Below are 16,997 nucleotides of genomic sequence, written 5' to 3'. Positions count from 1 at the left end.
CAACCGGGGCGGTTTTTTTATTTGCTATTTTTGTGCGATGACTCAACGCACGCTACTCAACGCGAAGGAGGTGGACATCACCTTAAACCGGCTCAGCGCTCAGCTGATCGAGCAGCATCAAGATTTTTCTGATACCGTTATCATTGCCCTTCAACCCCGCGGGACACGCCTTGCGGATCGACTCAAAGCGCTCGTTGAACGCTTTGACATTGTTGAAGAAGTGCAATTGGGATATCTAGACACCACATTTTTCCGGGATGACTTTCGTCGTCGTGATGAGCCGCTAAAGGCCAACCAAACCAAGATTGACTTCTTGGTCGAAGGAAAGAAGGTGGTCTTTGTGGACGATGTGCTCTACACGGGCCGTTCGGTTCGCTCGGCTATGGATGCCCTACAGAGCTTCGGTCGCCCCGCGCAGGTGGAGCTACTGGTCTTGATCGATCGCCGCTTCAGTCGACATTTGCCTATTGAGCCCAATTATACGGGCCGATCGGTCGATTCCCTCGCCAGTGAACGCGTCAATGTATTGTGGAAAGAGTCTGACGGAGAAGATAAAGTTGAATTGACCAGTGCCCAATCATGAGTGAATTATCCGTGAACCACTTGCTCGGTATCAAAGACCTTCAACGCGAAGATCTCGAGCTCATTTTCAAAACCGCGGATCAGTTCAAAGAAGTCATCAATCGCCCGATCAAAAAGGTGCCTTCTTTGCGAGACATCACTATCGCCAACCTCTTTTTTGAAAACTCGACTAGGACCAAGCTCAGTTTCGAACTGGCGGAAAAACGACTATCTGCAGACGTAGTGAATTTCTCCGCGAGCGGATCTTCGGTGTCCAAAGGGGAGACCCTAATCGATACCGTCAACAATATTCTGGCGATGAAGGTGGATATGGTCGTTATGCGCCACCCCAACCCGGGAGCGGCCGTTTTCTTGAGCAAAAACGTCGACTCGCGCATCGTGAATGCCGGAGACGGTGCGCACGAGCACCCGACTCAAGCACTCTTGGATGCCTATTCGATCCGTGAACGAACAGGAGGTGTTGAAGGCAAAAAAGTAGTCATCGTTGGAGATATTCTGCATTCGCGTGTTGCTTTGAGCAACATCTTTGCCCTTCAGAAGCTAGGAGCTGAGGTAAAAGTCTGCGGACCGGCTACCTTGATTCCCAAACACATTGAGGCCTTGGGCATCGAAGTGGAGTCCAACTTGGACGAAGCCCTTGAATGGTGTGATGTGGCCAATATGCTTCGCATTCAACTCGAAAGACAAGACACGAAGTTTTTCCCCTCCTTGCGCGAATACAGCGCCCAGTATCAGGTGAACATGGAACGCCTGAATCGACTTGATAGCCCCATCACCATCATGCACCCGGGTCCGATTAACCGCGGTGTCGAAATCACCTCAGATGTGGCGGATAGTGAACACAGCATTATTCTGAACCAAGTAGAGAACGGTGTGGCCATTCGGATGGCGGTCCTTTATCTCTTGGCGTCGAAAATTGATCGATCCGCCTCATGAGCTTTACCATAGAAACAGAGGATAAGTACAAGATTGTGCGCTGCGCGGCGACCGAAATTGATGGCATGCTCTTTGGACAAATGGAAGAGGAGCTCAAGGATTATTATGCGGCAGGCGACCACTTGCTGATTGACTTTCTCCCGGCGAAGTCCATCACCTCTGAAGCGGTGGACGCTTTGTTGGACCGGGCCGAAAAGCAAATGGAAGCCCAGAAAACCTATGTGCTGATCAACAACAGCGCTGAGGTCGTCCAAGCCTTCGACGACAACCTAGCTCTTGTACCCACCGAGCATGAAGCGGTGGACTATTTTAATTTCGACGAACTCGAAAGACAATACGAACTATGAAAAAACGTGTACTCCTCTTCACTTTATTCTTTAGCGCCTACGGCGCGATGGCGCAATGCACGCCCGATGGCTCTTTAACGGTCCCTGATATTTATCCTCCCGCAGGGAGTACGGTGAACGCTGATAGCACCGTAAATTTGCCCGATGGGGCCATTGATTCATTCTACGACCAGGTAATCCAAGTGGTGATTCCTTCGGACACGTCCATCACATTCCTCGGAAGTACCGTTACGGCAACGGTCGATAGCTTCCGATTGGAAACCATCAATAATATTCCTCCTGGTTTGTCGTATAGCTGTGACAATCCCAGTTGTAATTGGGCCGGAGGGACCAATGGTTGCGTGCGCATCTTCGGTACGCCAACTGGACCCGTTCAGACCTATCCATTGGGTGTAGACATTCGTGCATTCCTGAAGGTCCTTGCTATTCCTATCGATACCATTCAGTCTGAAAATCGGTTCAAGATTCAGATCAACAATGCCGTTTCCCTTGCGGAGCGTCAAGATGTTACTGTACGATTATTCCCGAATCCAGCATCAGACTATGTTCAAGTGGAGCTCGGCAATCTATCCGGACAAGACGTTGAATGGGTTGTGATCGACTTGAGTGGTCGTACGGTTCAGGAAGGCGAGTTCGTACACGTACCGGGAAACGTTAATCGCTTGGAATTGAATCCTTCCGCGAACGGAATCTACTTGCTGAAGTTGGCTACCGATCGTGGAACCTTGACACGCCGGCTAACGCTGCATGACTAACGAAAACGAACTGCTGATTCTGGGCTGCGGAAGTGCTACGCCCACATCTAGTCGTTTTCCGACGAGTCAAGTCCTGCGCATGCGGGACGAGCTCTTCCTTATCGACTGCGGAGAAGGAGCCCAGATTCAAATGCGTCGAAACGGTGTTCGGTTCGGCCAAATCGATCATGTCTTCATCAGTCACCTCCACGGAGATCACTTTTTCGGTCTGGTCGGCTTTCTCAGTAGTCTTCACTTGTTGGATCGCAAGAAGACACTTTACCTCTATGGCCCACCAGGGCTGGTGGAAATCTTGGAATTACAATTTCGAAGTAGCGGAACCCGACTGCGCTATCCCATTGAATTCACGCCCTTAAATCCAAATTCAGAGGAGCTGATCCTCGAGACCAAGAAAGTAGAGGTGCGCACGCTGAAAATGGACCACAGCATTGATACTTGGGGCTTTGTATTCACTGAAAAGCCCAAGTTGCGCAATCTCATCAAGTCGAAATTGGAAGAACTGAGTATTCCTCGTTACGTCCGTGATCAAATCAAGCAAGGCTCGGATTGGGACCGAGGGGACGGGACCGTGATTCCGAACCATGAGTTAACGACCGATCCACCACCCATAAAGTCCTACGCCTTCTTTTCCGATACGGCCTACGTTGAAGAGAATGCCCAGAAGGTTGCAGGGGTTGATTTGATGTATCACGAGGCCACCTTTGCGGCAGAGGATGCGGATAAAGCGCATAAGACCCAGCACAGCACAACCTTGCAAGCGGCAACCATGGCCTTAAAGGCCAAAGCAAAGAAGCTGATCATCGGTCACTTTTCCGCGCGTTATGATTCTGCAGAGCCCCTGGTCCGAGAGGCTAAAACCATCTTTGAAGAAACGGTGGCTGGCCAAGAAGGAGGAAGGTATATCCTTTAGAGTAATCGGTAGTACCCTACACTCAGGGTCATCGACTGCGGGAGGCTGTAGAGATATACATCCACGGGATAGATGGGAATCAACTCTTGGCGAAAGTGCGCCATAACCTGAAAGATATTCTTCCCGGTTTGAAGTGCATATCCGGTTCCTAGGCTCAATCCAAAACGAAGTTTATCATTGGTCGGATAATCCCCTGAGGCGTATCCGACAAACGGCCCTAATTGTATGGGCATCCTATGGACTCCCTTGCCGATATTGAAATGGGAGAAAAACCTCAACTCCGTTTGCGGCCAAGATATACTGAAAGTGGAGTCTTCACTGTCTAGGGTCCAACCCAAGCTGGTTTGTGCTAGCTCCAGGGATACGCCGGAGTTCTTTTTGTTTAAATATTGTAGACCAACGCGAAACTCGGTATGTGCTGTTGCGGTTTGCTTCACCGATGGGTCAAAGAAGACTTGGTGACCTCCATAGCCTACGGAGCCTCCGATCGCGATTTGCGCTTTCACGGAAATCACAAGAATCAGGAATATCCAGGTACTAATGGCCTTCATTCCGTATGCTTTCAATGGTCTCCAAGACGGCGTTTAAATCATTTGGACCGAACCAATGGATGCTCTCATCCCGACGCAAATACGTCAACTGACGTTTTGCATAGCGCCGCGTATTCTTTTTAATCTCTTCGACGGCGGTTTCTAGATTCCATTTTCCTCCGAGGTAGGAGAAGAGTTCTTGGTACCCCACCGTCTGCAAGGCATTCTTTTCTCGATACGGGTACAGGGTCTTCGCTTCTTCCATGAGTCCTTGCATCATCATTTCGTCGACCCGTTGATTAATGCGCTCATAGACCTTGGTTCGATCTAGGTTGAGGGCAATGGTGATGCTCTTAAAGAAGCGCTGTTTGGGAGCTTGTTTTCGGAATCCAGAATAGGGCTTTCCGGTTTCTCTTGAGATTTCGAGAGCGCGAATCAAGCGAGCTGGATTCTTTAGGTCTACTTCCGCATAATATTCGGGATCAACACTGGCCAACTCCTTTTGAAGATGCTCAATGCCGAATTTTCGAAACTCCTGGTTCAGTTTCAATCGAACGCCTGGAGCCACTTTCGGGAATTCATCAAGCCCCTTGGTCAAAGCATCCATGTACAATCCAGAGCCACCTACCGCAATGACCACATCCCGTTCGTGAAATAATTCTCCGAGCTTTTTGAGGGCATCGTTTTCATAAGCGCCCACCGAGTAGTCGTCGTGAATAGATTTGTGGAAAATAAAATGGTGAGGGACGAGACTAAGTGCCTTTTCGCTCGGCGGAGCAGTTCCAATTTTCATTTCCCTGTAGAACTGCCTAGAATCAAATGATATGATTTCGGTTTGCAGTTTCAGTGCCAATTGAACACTCAAGGCGGTCTTCCCCACACTGGTCGGCCCAGTCAAAACAATGAGATACTTTTCGTGCTCCATCAATCCAGTCTTCCTCCGCAGTTGTAACAGAACTCGGCATCGTGCCGATGTCCTTCTTCTCCGCAGTGCGGACAAGCGTTATTCGTATGTCGATCCCCATCTTGGTGCCGTGTCAATTCTGAGGTGACAATGCCCGTGGGCACTGCTAAGATCCCGTAACCGAGGATCATAATGAAAGAGGCTATAAATTGGCCCAGTGTGGTTCCCGGAGAAATATCCCCGTAGCCTACGGTAGTCAGGGTGACGATGGCCCAGTATATGCTCTTTGGAATACTGTCAAAGCCATTCTCACCTCCCTCAACAACATACATAACGGCTCCAGCGATCATAACAATGGTCACAACAGCCAAAAGAAAGACCGTAATTTTCCGACGGCTGTTGCGCAAGGCTTTTCCCAGCATCTCAGCTTCAAAGAGGTAGCGACTCAGTTTCAGTACCCGGAAGACCCTTAAAAGGCGAACACCTCGAATGACCATGAGTGCCTGGCTTCCCGCGAAGAAAAGACCGATATACGTCGGTAAAATCGACAGGAGATCAATGACTCCGTAGAAACTCCGGATGTAGTGTCCAGGTCGGGTGACACTGTAGATGCGCAGTAGGTATTCGATCGTGAACAACACCGTAAACACCCATTCCACAATGCGCATCTCATCGCCGTACTCCTCGCGAATTCCGGGGACGGTCTCCAGCATAACGGCGATTAGGCTCAGAATAATGGAAATGAACAAGGCAACGTCAAAGATCTTTCCGGCAGGCGTATCCGCCTCGAATATAATCTCGTGGATTTTGCGTTTAAGCGATTGCTGCTTCGGTGGTTTTACCTCCTCCATTCCCCAAAGATAGCAAAGCGCTTAACTCAGGATATCTCGTTTTCCAAAGAGATAGTAGGTCAGTGCGGCAATACCGGTTCCCCAAAGAATCGTGCGGAACATAGCACCAATACCCGCGTGCTCCATGATGTCCAGTTCAACGATGTCCTTCACATAGCGTTTGAATGGGATCTCGCTCATATCCCGAATACTCTGAACCGGGAAGAAGGAGCCGATTGGTTCTCCGATTTGCCAGACGGCGATGGGCTCAATGACAAAGGTGTACAGAATGAGCGTGATGATGACAAATCCGGTGCGCTTGATCATATAGGCCACAAAGAAGGCAAAGATTAGGTACACGAATACTTCGAGGAAATAGGCCAGGACGAAGTCCAGCTTCAAGAAGATCACATCCATCGCTCGGTTGTTCGAGAATATCAATCCCAAAACAGAGGTGATCAAGACCACAACAACGGTGCTCACCACTGAGTAGACTAGAATCATCAAGAGTTTGGAAGTGATGAATTCACGGCGAGAGAGTCCGTCAATCACATTTTGACGTACGGTCCTATAGCTGTATTCATTGCAGATGAAAATCACCACAATAATGGCTAGGATGTACTTAAAGAATCCCGCGATGTACGTGATGTTCTGCCAGATGTACGGAAAGTCAAAGACTCCCAGTTTACCCAGGTTTAAGGTGGTTTGAATTCCATCCTCACTTCCGGTGGTCACTTCAAAGGATCCCATTCCGTAGGCCACCAGGGCCATAAGAATGATGTAAAACCCTCCGATAATGATAAAGGCGCGGCTGTTCCGGAGCTTCAGCCATTCAATGCGAAGTAATCTGATCATTTGCTTTGGCTTACAAGTTCGAGGAACTGCTGTTCCAGACTGGATTTACGATAGACGAGGTGATTCACCACAATACCCTGCTCTTGTAAGTAGGCATTCAAGCGAGCGGGATCAATGTGTTCCTCCAAATTCAAATGAAGTTGACGTGCGTTGTGATTCACAGCTTTTACGCCGGGGAAGGACGCACAGGCTTTTTCAAGGGCATCTCGGTCTTCCGCGCCGATTTCTATCATACCTGCTGTAGCGAAGACTTCATCGACAGGGCCTGAGAACAGGCGTTTGCCCTGTTTTAAAATGGTCACGTGTGAACACACCTTTTCAATTTCGTCCAATAGATGACTCGCAATCAAGATGGTGGTTCCCTGCCCGGCAATAGTCATGATCAATTCCCGCACCTCGGCGATTCCCTGAGGATCTAAGCCATTGGTCGGCTCATCGAGCACCAAGATTTCGGGCTCATTGAGCAGGGCAGAGGCAATGGCTAGGCGCTGCTTCATCCCTAAGCTGTACGTCGAGAATTTATCGTGCTTGCGTTCTGCCAGATTTACCTGTTCCAAGACTTCATCGATCCGGTGGCGTTCCACACCTTTGATCAGGCGAACGATTTCCAGATTCTTTACCGCACTGAGGTAGGGGTAGAAGTTTGGAGTCTCTAAGATGGCCCCGATACGCTGAAGACTTCGGTACAGAACGGGATTTCCGAACCAGTCGAAAGATCCGCTGTCCGACTTCAGAACGCCGAGTAGAATACCTAGAGTGGTGGTTTTACCGGACCCGTTCGGACCCAGAATTCCGTGAACTTGCCCGCGCTCAATAGTCATATCGAGCGATTGCAGGGCTTTCACCTTTCCATATGATTTGGAAAGTTGGGAGATGTTGAGAATGGTGCTCAAAGGAAGAGGTTTTGTAGTAGACGTCCCAAGGAACAAAATATTACAAAGACCTTACATTTTGTGCCTACGGCACGATGTGCCCTTGTGCCAGGCCTTAATAGTACGCCGATCCGTCGCTGTCGTCGTACCCAAATTGATCAAAGGAATCATCGCCGTCAAAGATATCTCCAGACCCACTGCCTGAGCTTCCTTCTTCTCCTGCGCCGTCCCAATCTTTATCGGGAGCTTCATCTGGTGTGTTCCCAACGGAAAGGGCAAGGTTGGGATAGTCCACACCACTTTCTGGCTCGTAGATGTCCATCACTTCGACAAAGAAGGTCCACATGCTCAAGAAGTCATAGACATAGAGCATTCGTTCGTTCTTCTTTTCCAACTTCTGATGGATGGCCAAATCAGCCATTCCGGGCTGATCATCACCCATGGCAAACAAGAGCAATTCATCCCCTTGTTCCCAGTCGTCATTGCTGTCGTAAAAGGAAGCCATTTGTGTACCATCGAATCCAAAAGCTTGTTGGATGCTGTTGTGCAAGTCTTCAAAGCTGGCGTCGTATTGAATCTCGATATCTCTGAAGATATCGTCATTGCTGTCGAGTATGACACGGAATCGATAGATCATGTGTTCTCCTTTTTTGGGCTTAGCCCTTGTTTTGCCGCGAGCTCAATCATCATATTCCAAGCTTCTTCGCGGTCGTTCTTTATAGTTCCTTCGAGTATGGCCTCTTTGATAGCGCTTTTAATGTCCCCAATAATTCGGCCTGGGGGCACGCCAAAAGTTTGCATAATGTCCTGTCCGCTGATCGGCGGTTCAAAATTGACAATGCGGTCGCGCTCCTCTACTTCCTTGAGCTTTTGGCGCACTACCTGATAATTCTTGAGAAATTTCTTTTTCTTCCACTCGTATTGAGTGGTCATGTCCGCTTCACAAAGCAACATCAAGTCTTCAACGTCTTCTCCCGCATCGAATAAGAGTCTTCTCACCGCGGAGTCGGTGACCTCTTTGCCCGAAAGCGCTGTTGGCCTGCTGCTCATGCGAACGAGTTTCTGAACGTACTTCATCTTTTCGTTCATCGGCAGCTTGAGCTTTCGAAAAATCTTTGGGACCATTTTAGACCCGACGAACTCATGAGAATGAAAAGTCCAGCCGAGCTTTTTGTCGTAGCGCTTCACGACGGGCTTTCCGATATCGTGGAGTAGGGCAGCCCAACGCAACCAGAGTTTATCTGAGGTTTGCGCTAGGTTATCCGTGACTTGAAGGGTGTGGTAGAAGTTGTCTTTATGGGTCTGACCATCGACATCTTCCACGCCTTTCAAGGTCAAAAGCACTGGAAAAAATTCCGCCAACAAACCCGTTTCTTCCAGAAGTCTCCAACCTACGGAAGGGCGCTGAGCCTGCATGATTTTATTCACTTCGTCCGTGATACGCTCTTGGGAGATGATTTTCAGACGATCGGCATTTCGGCCAAGGGCCTCATAGCTCTCGTGCTCGATGTCGAAGCCCAATTGCGTGGCAAAACGAATGGCTCGCATCATGCGCAAGGGATCGTCACTATAGGTACGGTCTGGATCCAAAGGTGTTCGAATAATCCCTTCGTTCAAGTCTTGAATCCCTCCAAAGGGATCCAGTAGTTCGCCAAAGTTTTGTTCGTTGAGGCCAAGGGCCAGGGCGTTGATGGTGAAATCGCGCCGTTGTTGGTCATCTTCTAAGGTGCCATTCTCCACAATGGGCTTCCGAGAATCCGCGCGGTAACTCTCTTTTCGAGCACCGACAAATTCAACCTCCCAGTCTCCATGGCGCAGCATGGCGGTACCAAAATTTTTAAATACCTGAACCTTGGGCTGGTGGGGAAGCTCATGGGCCACTGCCTGTGCGAGCTCAATGCCGCTCCCGACGCAAACAATATCCACATCCTTTGGACGTCCACGTCCCAAAAGGCAATCGCGCACATATCCACCAATTACGTAGGTTTCTACGTTCTGGGCCTCAGCGGCGCGCTGGATATAGGTGAAAATTTCGGGTTCTAAGAAGGACTTCATCCTGGACTTTTTGCGGGGTGCAAAGGTACGAAAAGCTATAGCTTTCCACTTCGTCGAAGGTCCCACATCTTCAGGTAGCGCATGCGAACCGCATAAGCTTGTAGGTACGATATAGTGAGGCCAGGAACTCCGTCCCGAAAACCTCCTTGTAGCCAGTAGTGCTTGAAAAAGCGAAATCCGGGCTTGAGCCATAATTCATAAAAGCCAATAGTACCCGTTTTGCTGTGGTAATCACGGGCTTGCCAGTCCGCGTAGCGATCCAGTTTTCGAATATACTCGTCAAGTCCTCGATAGGTGTCGTGGTCTAGACTGTTCTTTAACTGTCCTACTGGCCCATCTGCCAGGACCTCAGCATGCACGTGCTTTTCTTCATAACGACTCTTGCTCTTTCGGAAGAGTCGAATGACTCGATCCCCTTGCCAACCGGAGTGCTTGATCCATCGCCCCATGAATTTATTGCGCCTAGGAATCCAAAAAGCAACCTCTGAAGGGGCTCTGTTGATGGTTTCAATAATTTCGGCCCGTAGGGCATCAGGCACTTCTTCGTCGGCATCCAAGAGAACGATCCACTCATGAGTGGCCTGGGGAATGGCCCAATTCTTCTGGGAGGCACTGTTTTCGTATTCCCGTTGGATAATTCGAGCACCATGAGATTGTGCAATATCCAAGCTCTTATCTGTGCTGAAAGAATCAACTACGAGAATTTCATCGGCAAAGGCCACGGATTTCAGAGCCGCATCAAGTGTGCGTTCTTCGTTGTAACAGGGAATTATGGCCGTAATCTTCTCCACGACTGAAAGTTAGCTGTTTTTGACTACCTGCTGATAGACATCGAGCAGTCGACGGGTCGTTTCTTTGAGCGTGAACTGCCCCAAATGACCTTCTAGGCCTTCCGTTGACAAGCCGTCAGTCAGAACTCGCTTGAGTGCATGAGCAATACTCGTAGGATCTTCCACATTGGCGTAATAGCCAAAAGAGCCTCCCGCTTCTTTGAAGCAACCTTTTTCATTTGTCACCACCGGTGTGCCCTGAAAGAGCGATTCGATAATCGGAAGTCCAAATCCTTCGAATAGGCTAGGGTAGAGGCTTGCCGCCGCACCTTTGAACAAGGCGGGAAGAAAGGCTACAGGCACGTCTTGCAAAAAGTGAACACGACTTCCAATACCCAGTGATTCCACGCGCCGTTCAATCAGCTTCTGATGGTCTGTTTGGCGGCCCACAAAGGCAATGTGCAGATCGTTTATTTGACTCACAGCTTCCAAGCTGCGCAGCACATTTTTACGTGGTTCAAGGGTTCCCACTTGCAGGACATAGCTTTGCGGCAGTTGGTAGCCGGTACGGACTTGCTCTACCGTTTCGTCCTTGACCTCCTTTTGGAAGCCGGGATGACACGTCTGGTAGACCACGCTAATCTTATCTGGCGATACGGAATAGAACTCGATAAGGTCCTGCTTGGTCTGTTCACTGATGGCAATGATGTGATCAGCGGATGAACACGCTTCCTTGGTCTTACTTCGATAGATCATACGATCTATGCCCTTGTAGTAGTCCGGGAATCGCTCAAAGATCAGGTCGTGAACGGTGACGATAGATCGCGCTCTAATGGCTTCAATACCCGAGGGTAATTCGTTCGAAAGGCCGTGATACAGGTCAATCCCTTCGTTTTTAAGGTCATCGACAATACCCTTTCTGCGCCAAAGTGCCGGTGTTAACCGATCCTTCCATCGAGTGGGGTAGCGACGAACAAGACGCTCATCCCCAAAGTCGAATTCGGTTCCTTTCTTCGGGGAATAAAGCACATATTCATGCTCGGGCGCATTCATGCATAGACCTCGAATCACGTCGCGGCTGTAGTTTCCCAAGCCCGAGGTGTTGTGCTCGGCGCGTTTTCCGTCGAATCCAATCTTCATTATACGGCTACGTTGTAATCGCGTAATACCTGGTTTAGACTCGTTTTTTTATCGGTGCTCTCTTTCCGCTTCCCAATAATAAGAGCGCAAGGAACTTGGAAGGAACCAGCCGGGAATTCTTTGGGAACACTTCCCGGAATAACGACCGATCCTTTTGGAACACGACCGCGCAATTCAACGGGTTCATCTCCAGTGACGTCTATAATTCGAGTGCTGGCCGTCAGTACCACGTTGGCGCCCAATACCGCTTCGGCCTCCACGTGAACACCTTCTACAACAATGCACCTCGATCCGATAAAGCAATTGTCCTCAATAATAACAGGTGCGGCTTGAAGCGGCTCCAGTACCCCACCAATGCCAACGCCTCCGCTGAGGTGGACATTCTTGCCGATTTGAGCGCAAGAACCCACCGTAGCCCAAGTATCCACCATAGTTCCCGTGTCTACGTAGGCGCCGATGTTCACATAGGAAGGCATCATAATGACCCCGGGTGCCACAAAAGAACCGTGACGGGCAATGGCGTGCGGTACAACTCGAACACCGAGTTTGTTGTAGTCTTTCTTCAAGGGAATCTTGTCGTGGTACTCGAAGATTCCGACTTCGATGCGCTCCATTTTCTTAATCGGGAAGTACAAAACGACACCTTTTTTGACCCATTCGTTCACCTGCCAGCCGTCAGAAGTCGGCTCCGCACAGCGAAGGGTACCGGCATCAATATGCGCTACTACGGCCTCAACAGCCTCGATGTATTCCGCCTGCTCCAAGAGGCTCCGATCCTCCCACGCCGCCTCAATCTTTTGCTTCAGTACTTCCATGGGGCCAAAGATAGTAAAAGGTCTATGCGCCTACGGCGCGATGCGAAATCACTACATTGCTTCAAACCTAGGGCCATGCGTATTCATCTCTTTCTACTTTTAGGCACCCTTCTGGCTTCTGCCGTAACCAGAGCACAGCAATACCCGGATACCACCTACACTCCAAGCATAGGATCGCCTATGTACGCACAAGGGGAGGGTCCACTGATCTACATTGATGGAGCTCACCAGAACATGCATCAACGGGACGGTGGCTATGCTGCGTTTGCGAAGTTGCTCGAGCAAGACGGATACCAAACCGCTGCTTGGGACAAAGACTTTTCGAGCAAATCACTCCGAAATATGGAAGTCTTGGTGATCGTCAATGCCATTCACCCGGACAATCAAGGCCGGTGGTGGAAGCCCATTTACTCGGCTTTCACACCAAAGGAGGTTGAAGCGGTACAAGAGTGGGTTCGAAATGGCGGAAGGTTGTGGTTGACCGCCGACCATATGCCCATGGCCGGAGCGGCAGCAGAACTGGCAGCGGCTTTCGATGCTCGATTTCACGATGGATTTGCTTATGATACGGCACAAGGAGGAGTAACACTCATGTGCCGCGCCAACAGCACTCTATCAGAGGGTTCCGTGACCAATGGGTCCCAAGATCAGCGATATGTGGATTCCGTTTACTCCTTTACGGGTCAGGCTTTTGAGATTGACTCAAATTTCGAGAACATCATGCCCCTTACCGGACAATGGTGGAGCTTGGAGCCGGACACGGCTTGGCAATTCAATGACTCCACCCCGCGGTTTGCCGCTGAGGGATGGTCTCAAGGCGCTGTTCGTACGTTTGGAAAAGGACGTGTGGTCCTTTGGGGAGAGGCCGCCATGTTCACCGCTCAAATCGTCGAAACCGAAGAGGGAACCTTTAAGGCTGGAATGAACAGCGAACGGGCCAAAGAGAACTATAAATTGCTCTTGAACTTGATGGAATGGCTCACCGCGGGATTGTAGTCGTTTTAGTACTTTTGCGCTCATGCCCAGAGCACTAGCCTTTGATGTGGGGAAAAAGCGTATTGGAATCGCCGAGACCGATGAACTTCAGCTCATCGCTTCGGGTTTAAAGACGGTTGCCCCCAACGAGGTATTCGCTTTTGTCAAAGAATACATCACCCGTGAAAAGGTGGGTGTTTTTGTTCTAGGAGACCCGAGGAATTTAGACAACACTGCCGCGGAAAGTATGCCGCTTGTGGATCAGTTCGAAGCTTCCTTGAAAAAGCGTCATCCCGAAATTCCCGTGATGCGGGTCGATGAACGTTTTACCTCTGTTTTGGCATCGCGGGCGATGTTAGAGATGGGCATGAAAAAGAGTGAGAGAAAAAAGAAAGCCAACGTCGACGAGATCAGTGCCGTATTGATCTTACAGTCTTGGCTGGACCAACAGGTATAGCGCTTATGATACTTCCGATTGTTGCCTATGGCGATCCCGTTCTTCAGCAGGAAGGTTCGGAGTTGACTCCGGATCATCCAGGTTTGGCTGAATTGATCGAGAACATGTACGAGACCATGTACGCCGCGCAAGGTGTAGGTTTGGCGGCTCCTCAAGTAGGCCAGAGCTTGAAACTCTTCGTCATTGACGCTCGGCCTTTTGCCGAAGACGAGCCAGAACTTGAGAACTTCAAAAAGGTCTTCATCAATCCGGTTATCCTGAACGAAGAAGGGGAGGAGTGGTCCTTTAATGAAGGATGCTTGAGCTTTCCCGACCTGCGCATTGACATAGATCGCCAAGAAAAGATTCGAATCCGTTATCAAGACGAGAACTTTGTGGAGTACGAAGAGGAATATACCGGTCTCGCCGCCCGCGTCATTCAGCATGAATATGACCACGTGTACGGAGTTGTCTTCACGGACCGCGTGAGCCCTATTCGTCGACGTATGCTCAAAGGGAAGATGACCAATATCGCCAAGGGGAAAATGCGTGCAGACTACAAGATGCGCCTCTACTCAGCAAAAGGAACCACCATCGTATGATCCGATTGATTCTACTCAGCACGCTGATTGTTTGCTCCTGGTCATGCCAATCGCAGCAGCCAGAAGCCATTCGAGCCATTGAAGCTCAAGAAGCGATCCTTTATTCCGATACGACGGGAGATGTGGATCGTGCCGCAGGCACAAAAATGATTGAACTTTACTTGGCTTATGCCGACAGTAATTTGAGCGATACGGCCAGAACTTCGGACTACTTATTTAAGGCCGCAGAGGTGTCTATGGGTATCGAAGAGTACTGGAAGGCCATTCAGTTGTTTAATCGTCTTAAAGACGCGTACCCCAATCATTATTTAGCGCGTGAGGCGTTGTTCTACCAAGGATTTATTTTCGAAAACCATGTTCAATTGCTCGACTATGCGCGCAAGACCTACGGGGAGTATCTTCTCAAGTACCCTGAAGGAGAGCGCGCTGAGGACATTCGCAATATGATGGCGGTTATGGACCGTCCAATGGAGGATGTGGTGAACGAATGGGAAGAAAATCAAAACCGAGACACCGAGAACGAATGAATTTAGAAGGAATCTTGTCGATTGCTGGAAAGCCTGGACTACACAAACTCGTGGCGCAAAGCCGTGGAGGTCTAATCGTTGAGTCCCTGATGGATGGGAAGAGAATGCCTGTAAGTCAAGCGCAGAATATTTCTGCCCTGAGTGACATTGCGATTTTCACCTACAACGAGGAAAAACCTCTTCGCGAAGTATTCGCCACCATCAAGGAGAAGGAAAACGGACCTACGCCTGTTGGACACAAAGAGTCTGGGGCGAAGTTAGAGGCGTACTTTGCAGAAGTGCTGCCCGATTACGATACAGATCGTGTCTATGCTTCGGACATCAAGAAAGTGATTCAATGGTATAACCTCTTGGAAGAAAAAGGCCTCTTGGAGGCAACCGAGGAAGAAGCTGCTGAGTCTGCCGAAGGTGCCAGTGATTCGACGTCTAAGGACGAAGAAGAATAAATGCTGGAATTAAGCCCTGCTGAGCGCCACTTTCTAAAAGAGGGTGTTGCGCTAGACGATTGGAATCAAATACAACCTTATTATCGCGCATTGTCGGAGCGAGATCTCTCTTCATTGGAGGACTTGGAGCAGTGGATGCGCGACCGAAGTGAACTCGAGAGCGCTCTGGCCGAAGAGCTTGGCTGGCGCTACATTCACATGAGTCGCGATACGGGGAGTGAGGAAGCCGGTGGTGCCTACCGCAAAATGATTGCTGAGGTACTCCCAAAGGTGGCTCCTGAAGAACATGCGCTGAACCTCAAGCTGGTCGAGAGTCCTTTTTTCAAGGACTTGGATCACGAGACCTACCGCATCTACACCCGAGGTGTCGTCAATCAAATCGAACTTTTTCGCGAAGAGAATATTCCCCTTCAAACAGAACTGGCCGAATTGGCCCAGGAATATGGGGCCATTACGGGCGCCATGTCCATCAAGTGGAAAGGGGAGTCCATCACTCTTCAGCAGGCGGGCGTCATGCTGCGGGAAAACGACCGTGAACTTCGCGAAGAAGTATATCGCCTCATTCAAGGAGTGCGCTTGGGCAAAAAAGACGAGTTGAACCAGCTCTTCGATCGCCTGATTGCCAAGCGTGCAGAGGTAGCTGTGAATGCCGGTTTTGACAACTACAGGGATTACAAGTTTCGCGAACTCGGACGCTTCGATTACGGCCCGGACGATTGTTTCGATTTTCATCGAAGTATATCAGAAGCTATTGTTCCCATTGCCAAAGTCTTTGACGAGGACCGCAAGAAACGAATGGGCCTCGAGGAACTTCGGCCTTGGGACACACAAGTAGACCCTGAAGGCCGCGAACCCCTGAAGGTATTTGACGGAACCGAAGAGGATCTTTTGGCCAAGACGGTCCAGGTCTTTGAGGCTGTTGACCCTTATTTCGCCGCCTGTCTTTTGAAAATGAAGGAAATGGGTCACCTGGACTTGGCTTCCCGAAAGGGTAAAGCACCGGGAGGTTATAATTATCCCCTGTATGAGACGGGCGTTCCCTTCATCTTTATGAATGCCGCTGGGGTGCTGCGAGACTTCGTTACTCTGGTGCACGAAGGAGGCCACGCGGTCCACAGCTTTCTCACACGCGATTATGAGTTGAAGGAATTTCAGCGCACCCCATCCGAAGTGGCTGAATTAGCCTCAATGTCCATGGAGCTCATCAGCATGGAACATTGGCATCTGATTTTCGAAAATGAGGAGGCCACCAAAAGGGCTAAAAAAGAACACCTTGAGAAAGTGCTGGAAGTACTCCCTTGGATCGCCACCATTGATCATTTCCAGCATTGGATCTACACCAACGAACACGACGAATCAGCCCGGAGAGCCGCATGGCTCCGCATTAAAGGAGAGCAGAGTGCCGGCATCGTGAACTGGGCGGGTCTTGATGAAGAGCTCGCTTACCAGTGGCAATCTCAATTACACCTGTTCGAAGTTCCATTCTATTATATCGAATACGGTATGGCTCAATTAGGAGCTATTGCCCTTTGGAGACGGTATAAGGAAGATCCTGAATCGGCACTAGCGGACTACAAAGCAGCACTTGAGCTGGGATATACCAAGAGCATTGGCGAGATTTACCAGCGCGCGGGAATCCGATTTGACTTCAGTTCGGAGTATGTGCGTGAATTAGCCGATTTCGTCTTTAACGAGTGGAAAAACCTATAA

21 protein-coding genes are annotated in these 16,997 nt (G+C 49.8%); 11 read left to right on the top strand and 10 right to left on the bottom strand.

Features of this window, described 5'->3' with window-relative positions:
• Positions 1-37 precede the first annotated feature (37 nt).
• Genes pyrR through HZ996_11160 form a run of 5 tightly spaced genes read left to right on the top strand, consistent with a single transcriptional unit; the run spans position 38 to position 3,530 of the window.
• Complete coding sequence (gene pyrR, locus HZ996_11180; GenBank protein ID QTN39677.1) at positions 38-583, top strand: bifunctional pyr operon transcriptional regulator/uracil phosphoribosyltransferase PyrR; 546 nt, start codon at positions 38-40, stop codon at positions 581-583.
• The gene (locus HZ996_11175; GenBank protein QTN39676.1) at positions 580-1,518 is read left to right on the top strand and encodes an aspartate carbamoyltransferase catalytic subunit; all 939 of its coding nucleotides are present in this window, start codon (positions 580-582) and stop codon (positions 1,516-1,518) included. The genes pyrR and HZ996_11175 overlap by 4 nt, the downstream gene beginning before the upstream one ends.
• On the top strand, positions 1,515-1,865 hold the full coding sequence (locus HZ996_11170; GenBank protein ID QTN39675.1) for a hypothetical protein: 351 nt from the start codon (positions 1,515-1,517) through the stop codon (positions 1,863-1,865). The genes HZ996_11175 and HZ996_11170 overlap by 4 nt, the downstream gene beginning before the upstream one ends.
• On the top strand, positions 1,862-2,620 hold the full coding sequence (locus HZ996_11165) for a T9SS type A sorting domain-containing protein (protein QTN39674.1): 759 nt from the start codon (positions 1,862-1,864) through the stop codon (positions 2,618-2,620). Before HZ996_11170 ends, HZ996_11165 begins: the two co-directional genes overlap by 4 nt.
• On the top strand, positions 2,613-3,530 hold the full coding sequence (locus HZ996_11160) for a ribonuclease Z (protein QTN39673.1): 918 nt from the start codon (positions 2,613-2,615) through the stop codon (positions 3,528-3,530). The genes HZ996_11165 and HZ996_11160 overlap by 8 nt, the downstream gene beginning before the upstream one ends.
• On the opposite strand, the gene HZ996_11155 is transcribed toward HZ996_11160, so the two are convergent.
• The 10 genes from HZ996_11155 to HZ996_11110 all read right to left on the bottom strand — a co-directional run bounded on the left by HZ996_11155 (position 3,527) and on the right by HZ996_11110 (position 12,301).
• Complete coding sequence (locus HZ996_11155) at positions 3,527-4,081, bottom strand: hypothetical protein (protein QTN39672.1); 555 nt, start codon at positions 4,079-4,081, stop codon at positions 3,527-3,529. The two genes, HZ996_11160 and HZ996_11155, sit on opposite strands and share 4 nt — an antisense overlap.
• Entirely contained in the window at positions 4,068-4,985 is a 918-nt protein-coding gene (gene miaA, locus HZ996_11150; GenBank protein ID QTN39671.1) for a tRNA (adenosine(37)-N6)-dimethylallyltransferase MiaA, read from the bottom strand. The genes HZ996_11155 and miaA overlap by 14 nt, the downstream gene beginning before the upstream one ends.
• Complete coding sequence (locus HZ996_11145; GenBank protein ID QTN39670.1) at positions 4,985-5,815, bottom strand: ion transporter; 831 nt, start codon at positions 5,813-5,815, stop codon at positions 4,985-4,987. Before HZ996_11145 ends, miaA begins: the two co-directional genes overlap by 1 nt.
• A gap of 21 nt (positions 5,816-5,836) precedes the next feature.
• Positions 5,837-6,649, bottom strand: coding sequence for an ABC transporter permease (locus HZ996_11140; GenBank protein ID QTN39669.1), 813 nt, complete (start codon positions 6,647-6,649; stop codon positions 5,837-5,839).
• A complete protein-coding gene (locus HZ996_11135) occupies positions 6,646-7,542 on the bottom strand; it encodes an ATP-binding cassette domain-containing protein (protein ID QTN39668.1) in 897 nt (298 codons plus the stop codon). The genes HZ996_11140 and HZ996_11135 overlap by 4 nt, the downstream gene beginning before the upstream one ends.
• A 94-nt stretch (positions 7,543-7,636) precedes the next feature.
• The gene (locus tag HZ996_11130) at positions 7,637-8,158 is read right to left on the bottom strand and encodes a hypothetical protein (protein QTN39667.1); all 522 of its coding nucleotides are present in this window, start codon (positions 8,156-8,158) and stop codon (positions 7,637-7,639) included.
• Positions 8,155-9,576, bottom strand: coding sequence for an HD domain-containing protein (locus tag HZ996_11125; GenBank protein QTN39666.1), 1,422 nt, complete (start codon positions 9,574-9,576; stop codon positions 8,155-8,157). The genes HZ996_11130 and HZ996_11125 overlap by 4 nt, the downstream gene beginning before the upstream one ends.
• Before the next feature lie 35 nt (positions 9,577-9,611).
• Positions 9,612-10,367, bottom strand: a complete 756-nt coding sequence (locus HZ996_11120; GenBank protein QTN39665.1) for a glycosyltransferase family 2 protein — start codon at positions 10,365-10,367, stop codon at positions 9,612-9,614.
• 9 nt (positions 10,368-10,376) lie between these two features.
• The gene (locus HZ996_11115; protein ID QTN39664.1) at positions 10,377-11,486 is read right to left on the bottom strand and encodes a glycosyltransferase family 4 protein; all 1,110 of its coding nucleotides are present in this window, start codon (positions 11,484-11,486) and stop codon (positions 10,377-10,379) included.
• Positions 11,486-12,301 (bottom strand): 2,3,4,5-tetrahydropyridine-2,6-dicarboxylate N-succinyltransferase, encoded by an 816-nt coding sequence (locus HZ996_11110; protein ID QTN39663.1) that lies wholly within the window; start codon positions 12,299-12,301, stop codon positions 11,486-11,488. The genes HZ996_11115 and HZ996_11110 overlap by 1 nt, the downstream gene beginning before the upstream one ends.
• A 75-nt stretch (positions 12,302-12,376) precedes the next feature.
• Between HZ996_11110 and HZ996_11105 the strand changes: the two genes are divergently transcribed.
• The 6 genes from HZ996_11105 to HZ996_11080 are packed head-to-tail and all read left to right on the top strand — an operon-like array spanning position 12,377 to position 16,997.
• The gene (locus tag HZ996_11105; protein QTN39662.1) at positions 12,377-13,297 is read left to right on the top strand and encodes a DUF4350 domain-containing protein; all 921 of its coding nucleotides are present in this window, start codon (positions 12,377-12,379) and stop codon (positions 13,295-13,297) included.
• A 22-nt stretch (positions 13,298-13,319) separates the two neighbouring features.
• Entirely contained in the window at positions 13,320-13,733 is a 414-nt protein-coding gene (gene ruvX / locus HZ996_11100; GenBank protein ID QTN39661.1) for a Holliday junction resolvase RuvX, read from the top strand.
• 5 nt (positions 13,734-13,738) lie between these two features.
• A complete protein-coding gene (locus HZ996_11095; protein QTN39660.1) occupies positions 13,739-14,314 on the top strand; it encodes a peptide deformylase in 576 nt (191 codons plus the stop codon).
• Positions 14,311-14,841, top strand: coding sequence for a hypothetical protein (locus HZ996_11090; protein QTN39659.1), 531 nt, complete (start codon positions 14,311-14,313; stop codon positions 14,839-14,841). The genes HZ996_11095 and HZ996_11090 overlap by 4 nt, the downstream gene beginning before the upstream one ends.
• On the top strand, positions 14,838-15,287 hold the full coding sequence (locus tag HZ996_11085) for a DUF5606 domain-containing protein (protein QTN39658.1): 450 nt from the start codon (positions 14,838-14,840) through the stop codon (positions 15,285-15,287). Before HZ996_11090 ends, HZ996_11085 begins: the two co-directional genes overlap by 4 nt.
• Positions 15,288-16,997 carry a M3 family oligoendopeptidase gene (locus HZ996_11080; GenBank protein ID QTN39657.1) on the top strand — a complete coding sequence of 570 codons (1,710 nt, stop codon included), beginning with the start codon at positions 15,288-15,290 and terminating at the stop codon, positions 16,995-16,997.

It is taken from the genome of Cryomorphaceae bacterium (genome assembly GCA_017798125.1).
Classification (GTDB): domain Bacteria; phylum Bacteroidota; class Bacteroidia; order Flavobacteriales; family ECT2AJA-044; genus ECT2AJA-044.
The sequence above is the reverse complement of the archived record's forward strand: the minus strand, read 5'-3'. Positions and strand labels throughout refer to the sequence as shown.

Excerpts from the sequence above, each read along its gene's own strand:
- pyrR (QTN39677.1), top strand. The coding sequence starts at position 38 with ATGACTCAACGCACGCTACTCAACGCGAAGGAGGTGGACATCACCTTA.
- HZ996_11175 (QTN39676.1), top strand. The coding sequence starts at position 580 with ATGAGTGAATTATCCGTGAACCACTTGCTCGGTATCAAAGACCTTCAA.
- HZ996_11170 (QTN39675.1), top strand. The coding sequence starts at position 1,515 with ATGAGCTTTACCATAGAAACAGAGGATAAGTACAAGATTGTGCGCTGC.
- HZ996_11165 (QTN39674.1), top strand. The coding sequence starts at position 1,862 with ATGAAAAAACGTGTACTCCTCTTCACTTTATTCTTTAGCGCCTACGGC.
- HZ996_11160 (QTN39673.1), top strand. The coding sequence starts at position 2,613 with ATGACTAACGAAAACGAACTGCTGATTCTGGGCTGCGGAAGTGCTACG.
- HZ996_11155 (QTN39672.1), bottom strand. The coding sequence starts at position 4,081 with ATGAAGGCCATTAGTACCTGGATATTCCTGATTCTTGTGATTTCCGTG.
- miaA (QTN39671.1), bottom strand. The coding sequence starts at position 4,985 with ATGGAGCACGAAAAGTATCTCATTGTTTTGACTGGGCCGACCAGTGTG.
- HZ996_11145 (QTN39670.1), bottom strand. The coding sequence starts at position 5,815 with ATGGAGGAGGTAAAACCACCGAAGCAGCAATCGCTTAAACGCAAAATC.
- HZ996_11140 (QTN39669.1), bottom strand. The coding sequence starts at position 6,649 with ATGATCAGATTACTTCGCATTGAATGGCTGAAGCTCCGGAACAGCCGC.
- HZ996_11130 (QTN39667.1), bottom strand. The coding sequence starts at position 8,158 with ATGATCTATCGATTCCGTGTCATACTCGACAGCAATGACGATATCTTC.
- HZ996_11125 (QTN39666.1), bottom strand. The coding sequence starts at position 9,576 with ATGAAGTCCTTCTTAGAACCCGAAATTTTCACCTATATCCAGCGCGCC.
- HZ996_11115 (QTN39664.1), bottom strand. The coding sequence starts at position 11,486 with ATGAAGATTGGATTCGACGGAAAACGCGCCGAGCACAACACCTCGGGC.
- HZ996_11110 (QTN39663.1), bottom strand. The coding sequence starts at position 12,301 with ATGGAAGTACTGAAGCAAAAGATTGAGGCGGCGTGGGAGGATCGGAGC.
- HZ996_11105 (QTN39662.1), top strand. The coding sequence starts at position 12,377 with ATGCGTATTCATCTCTTTCTACTTTTAGGCACCCTTCTGGCTTCTGCC.
- ruvX (QTN39661.1), top strand. The coding sequence starts at position 13,320 with ATGCCCAGAGCACTAGCCTTTGATGTGGGGAAAAAGCGTATTGGAATC.
- HZ996_11095 (QTN39660.1), top strand. The coding sequence starts at position 13,739 with ATGATACTTCCGATTGTTGCCTATGGCGATCCCGTTCTTCAGCAGGAA.
- HZ996_11090 (QTN39659.1), top strand. The coding sequence starts at position 14,311 with ATGATCCGATTGATTCTACTCAGCACGCTGATTGTTTGCTCCTGGTCA.
- HZ996_11085 (QTN39658.1), top strand. The coding sequence starts at position 14,838 with ATGAATTTAGAAGGAATCTTGTCGATTGCTGGAAAGCCTGGACTACAC.
- HZ996_11080 (QTN39657.1), top strand. The coding sequence starts at position 15,288 with ATGCTGGAATTAAGCCCTGCTGAGCGCCACTTTCTAAAAGAGGGTGTT.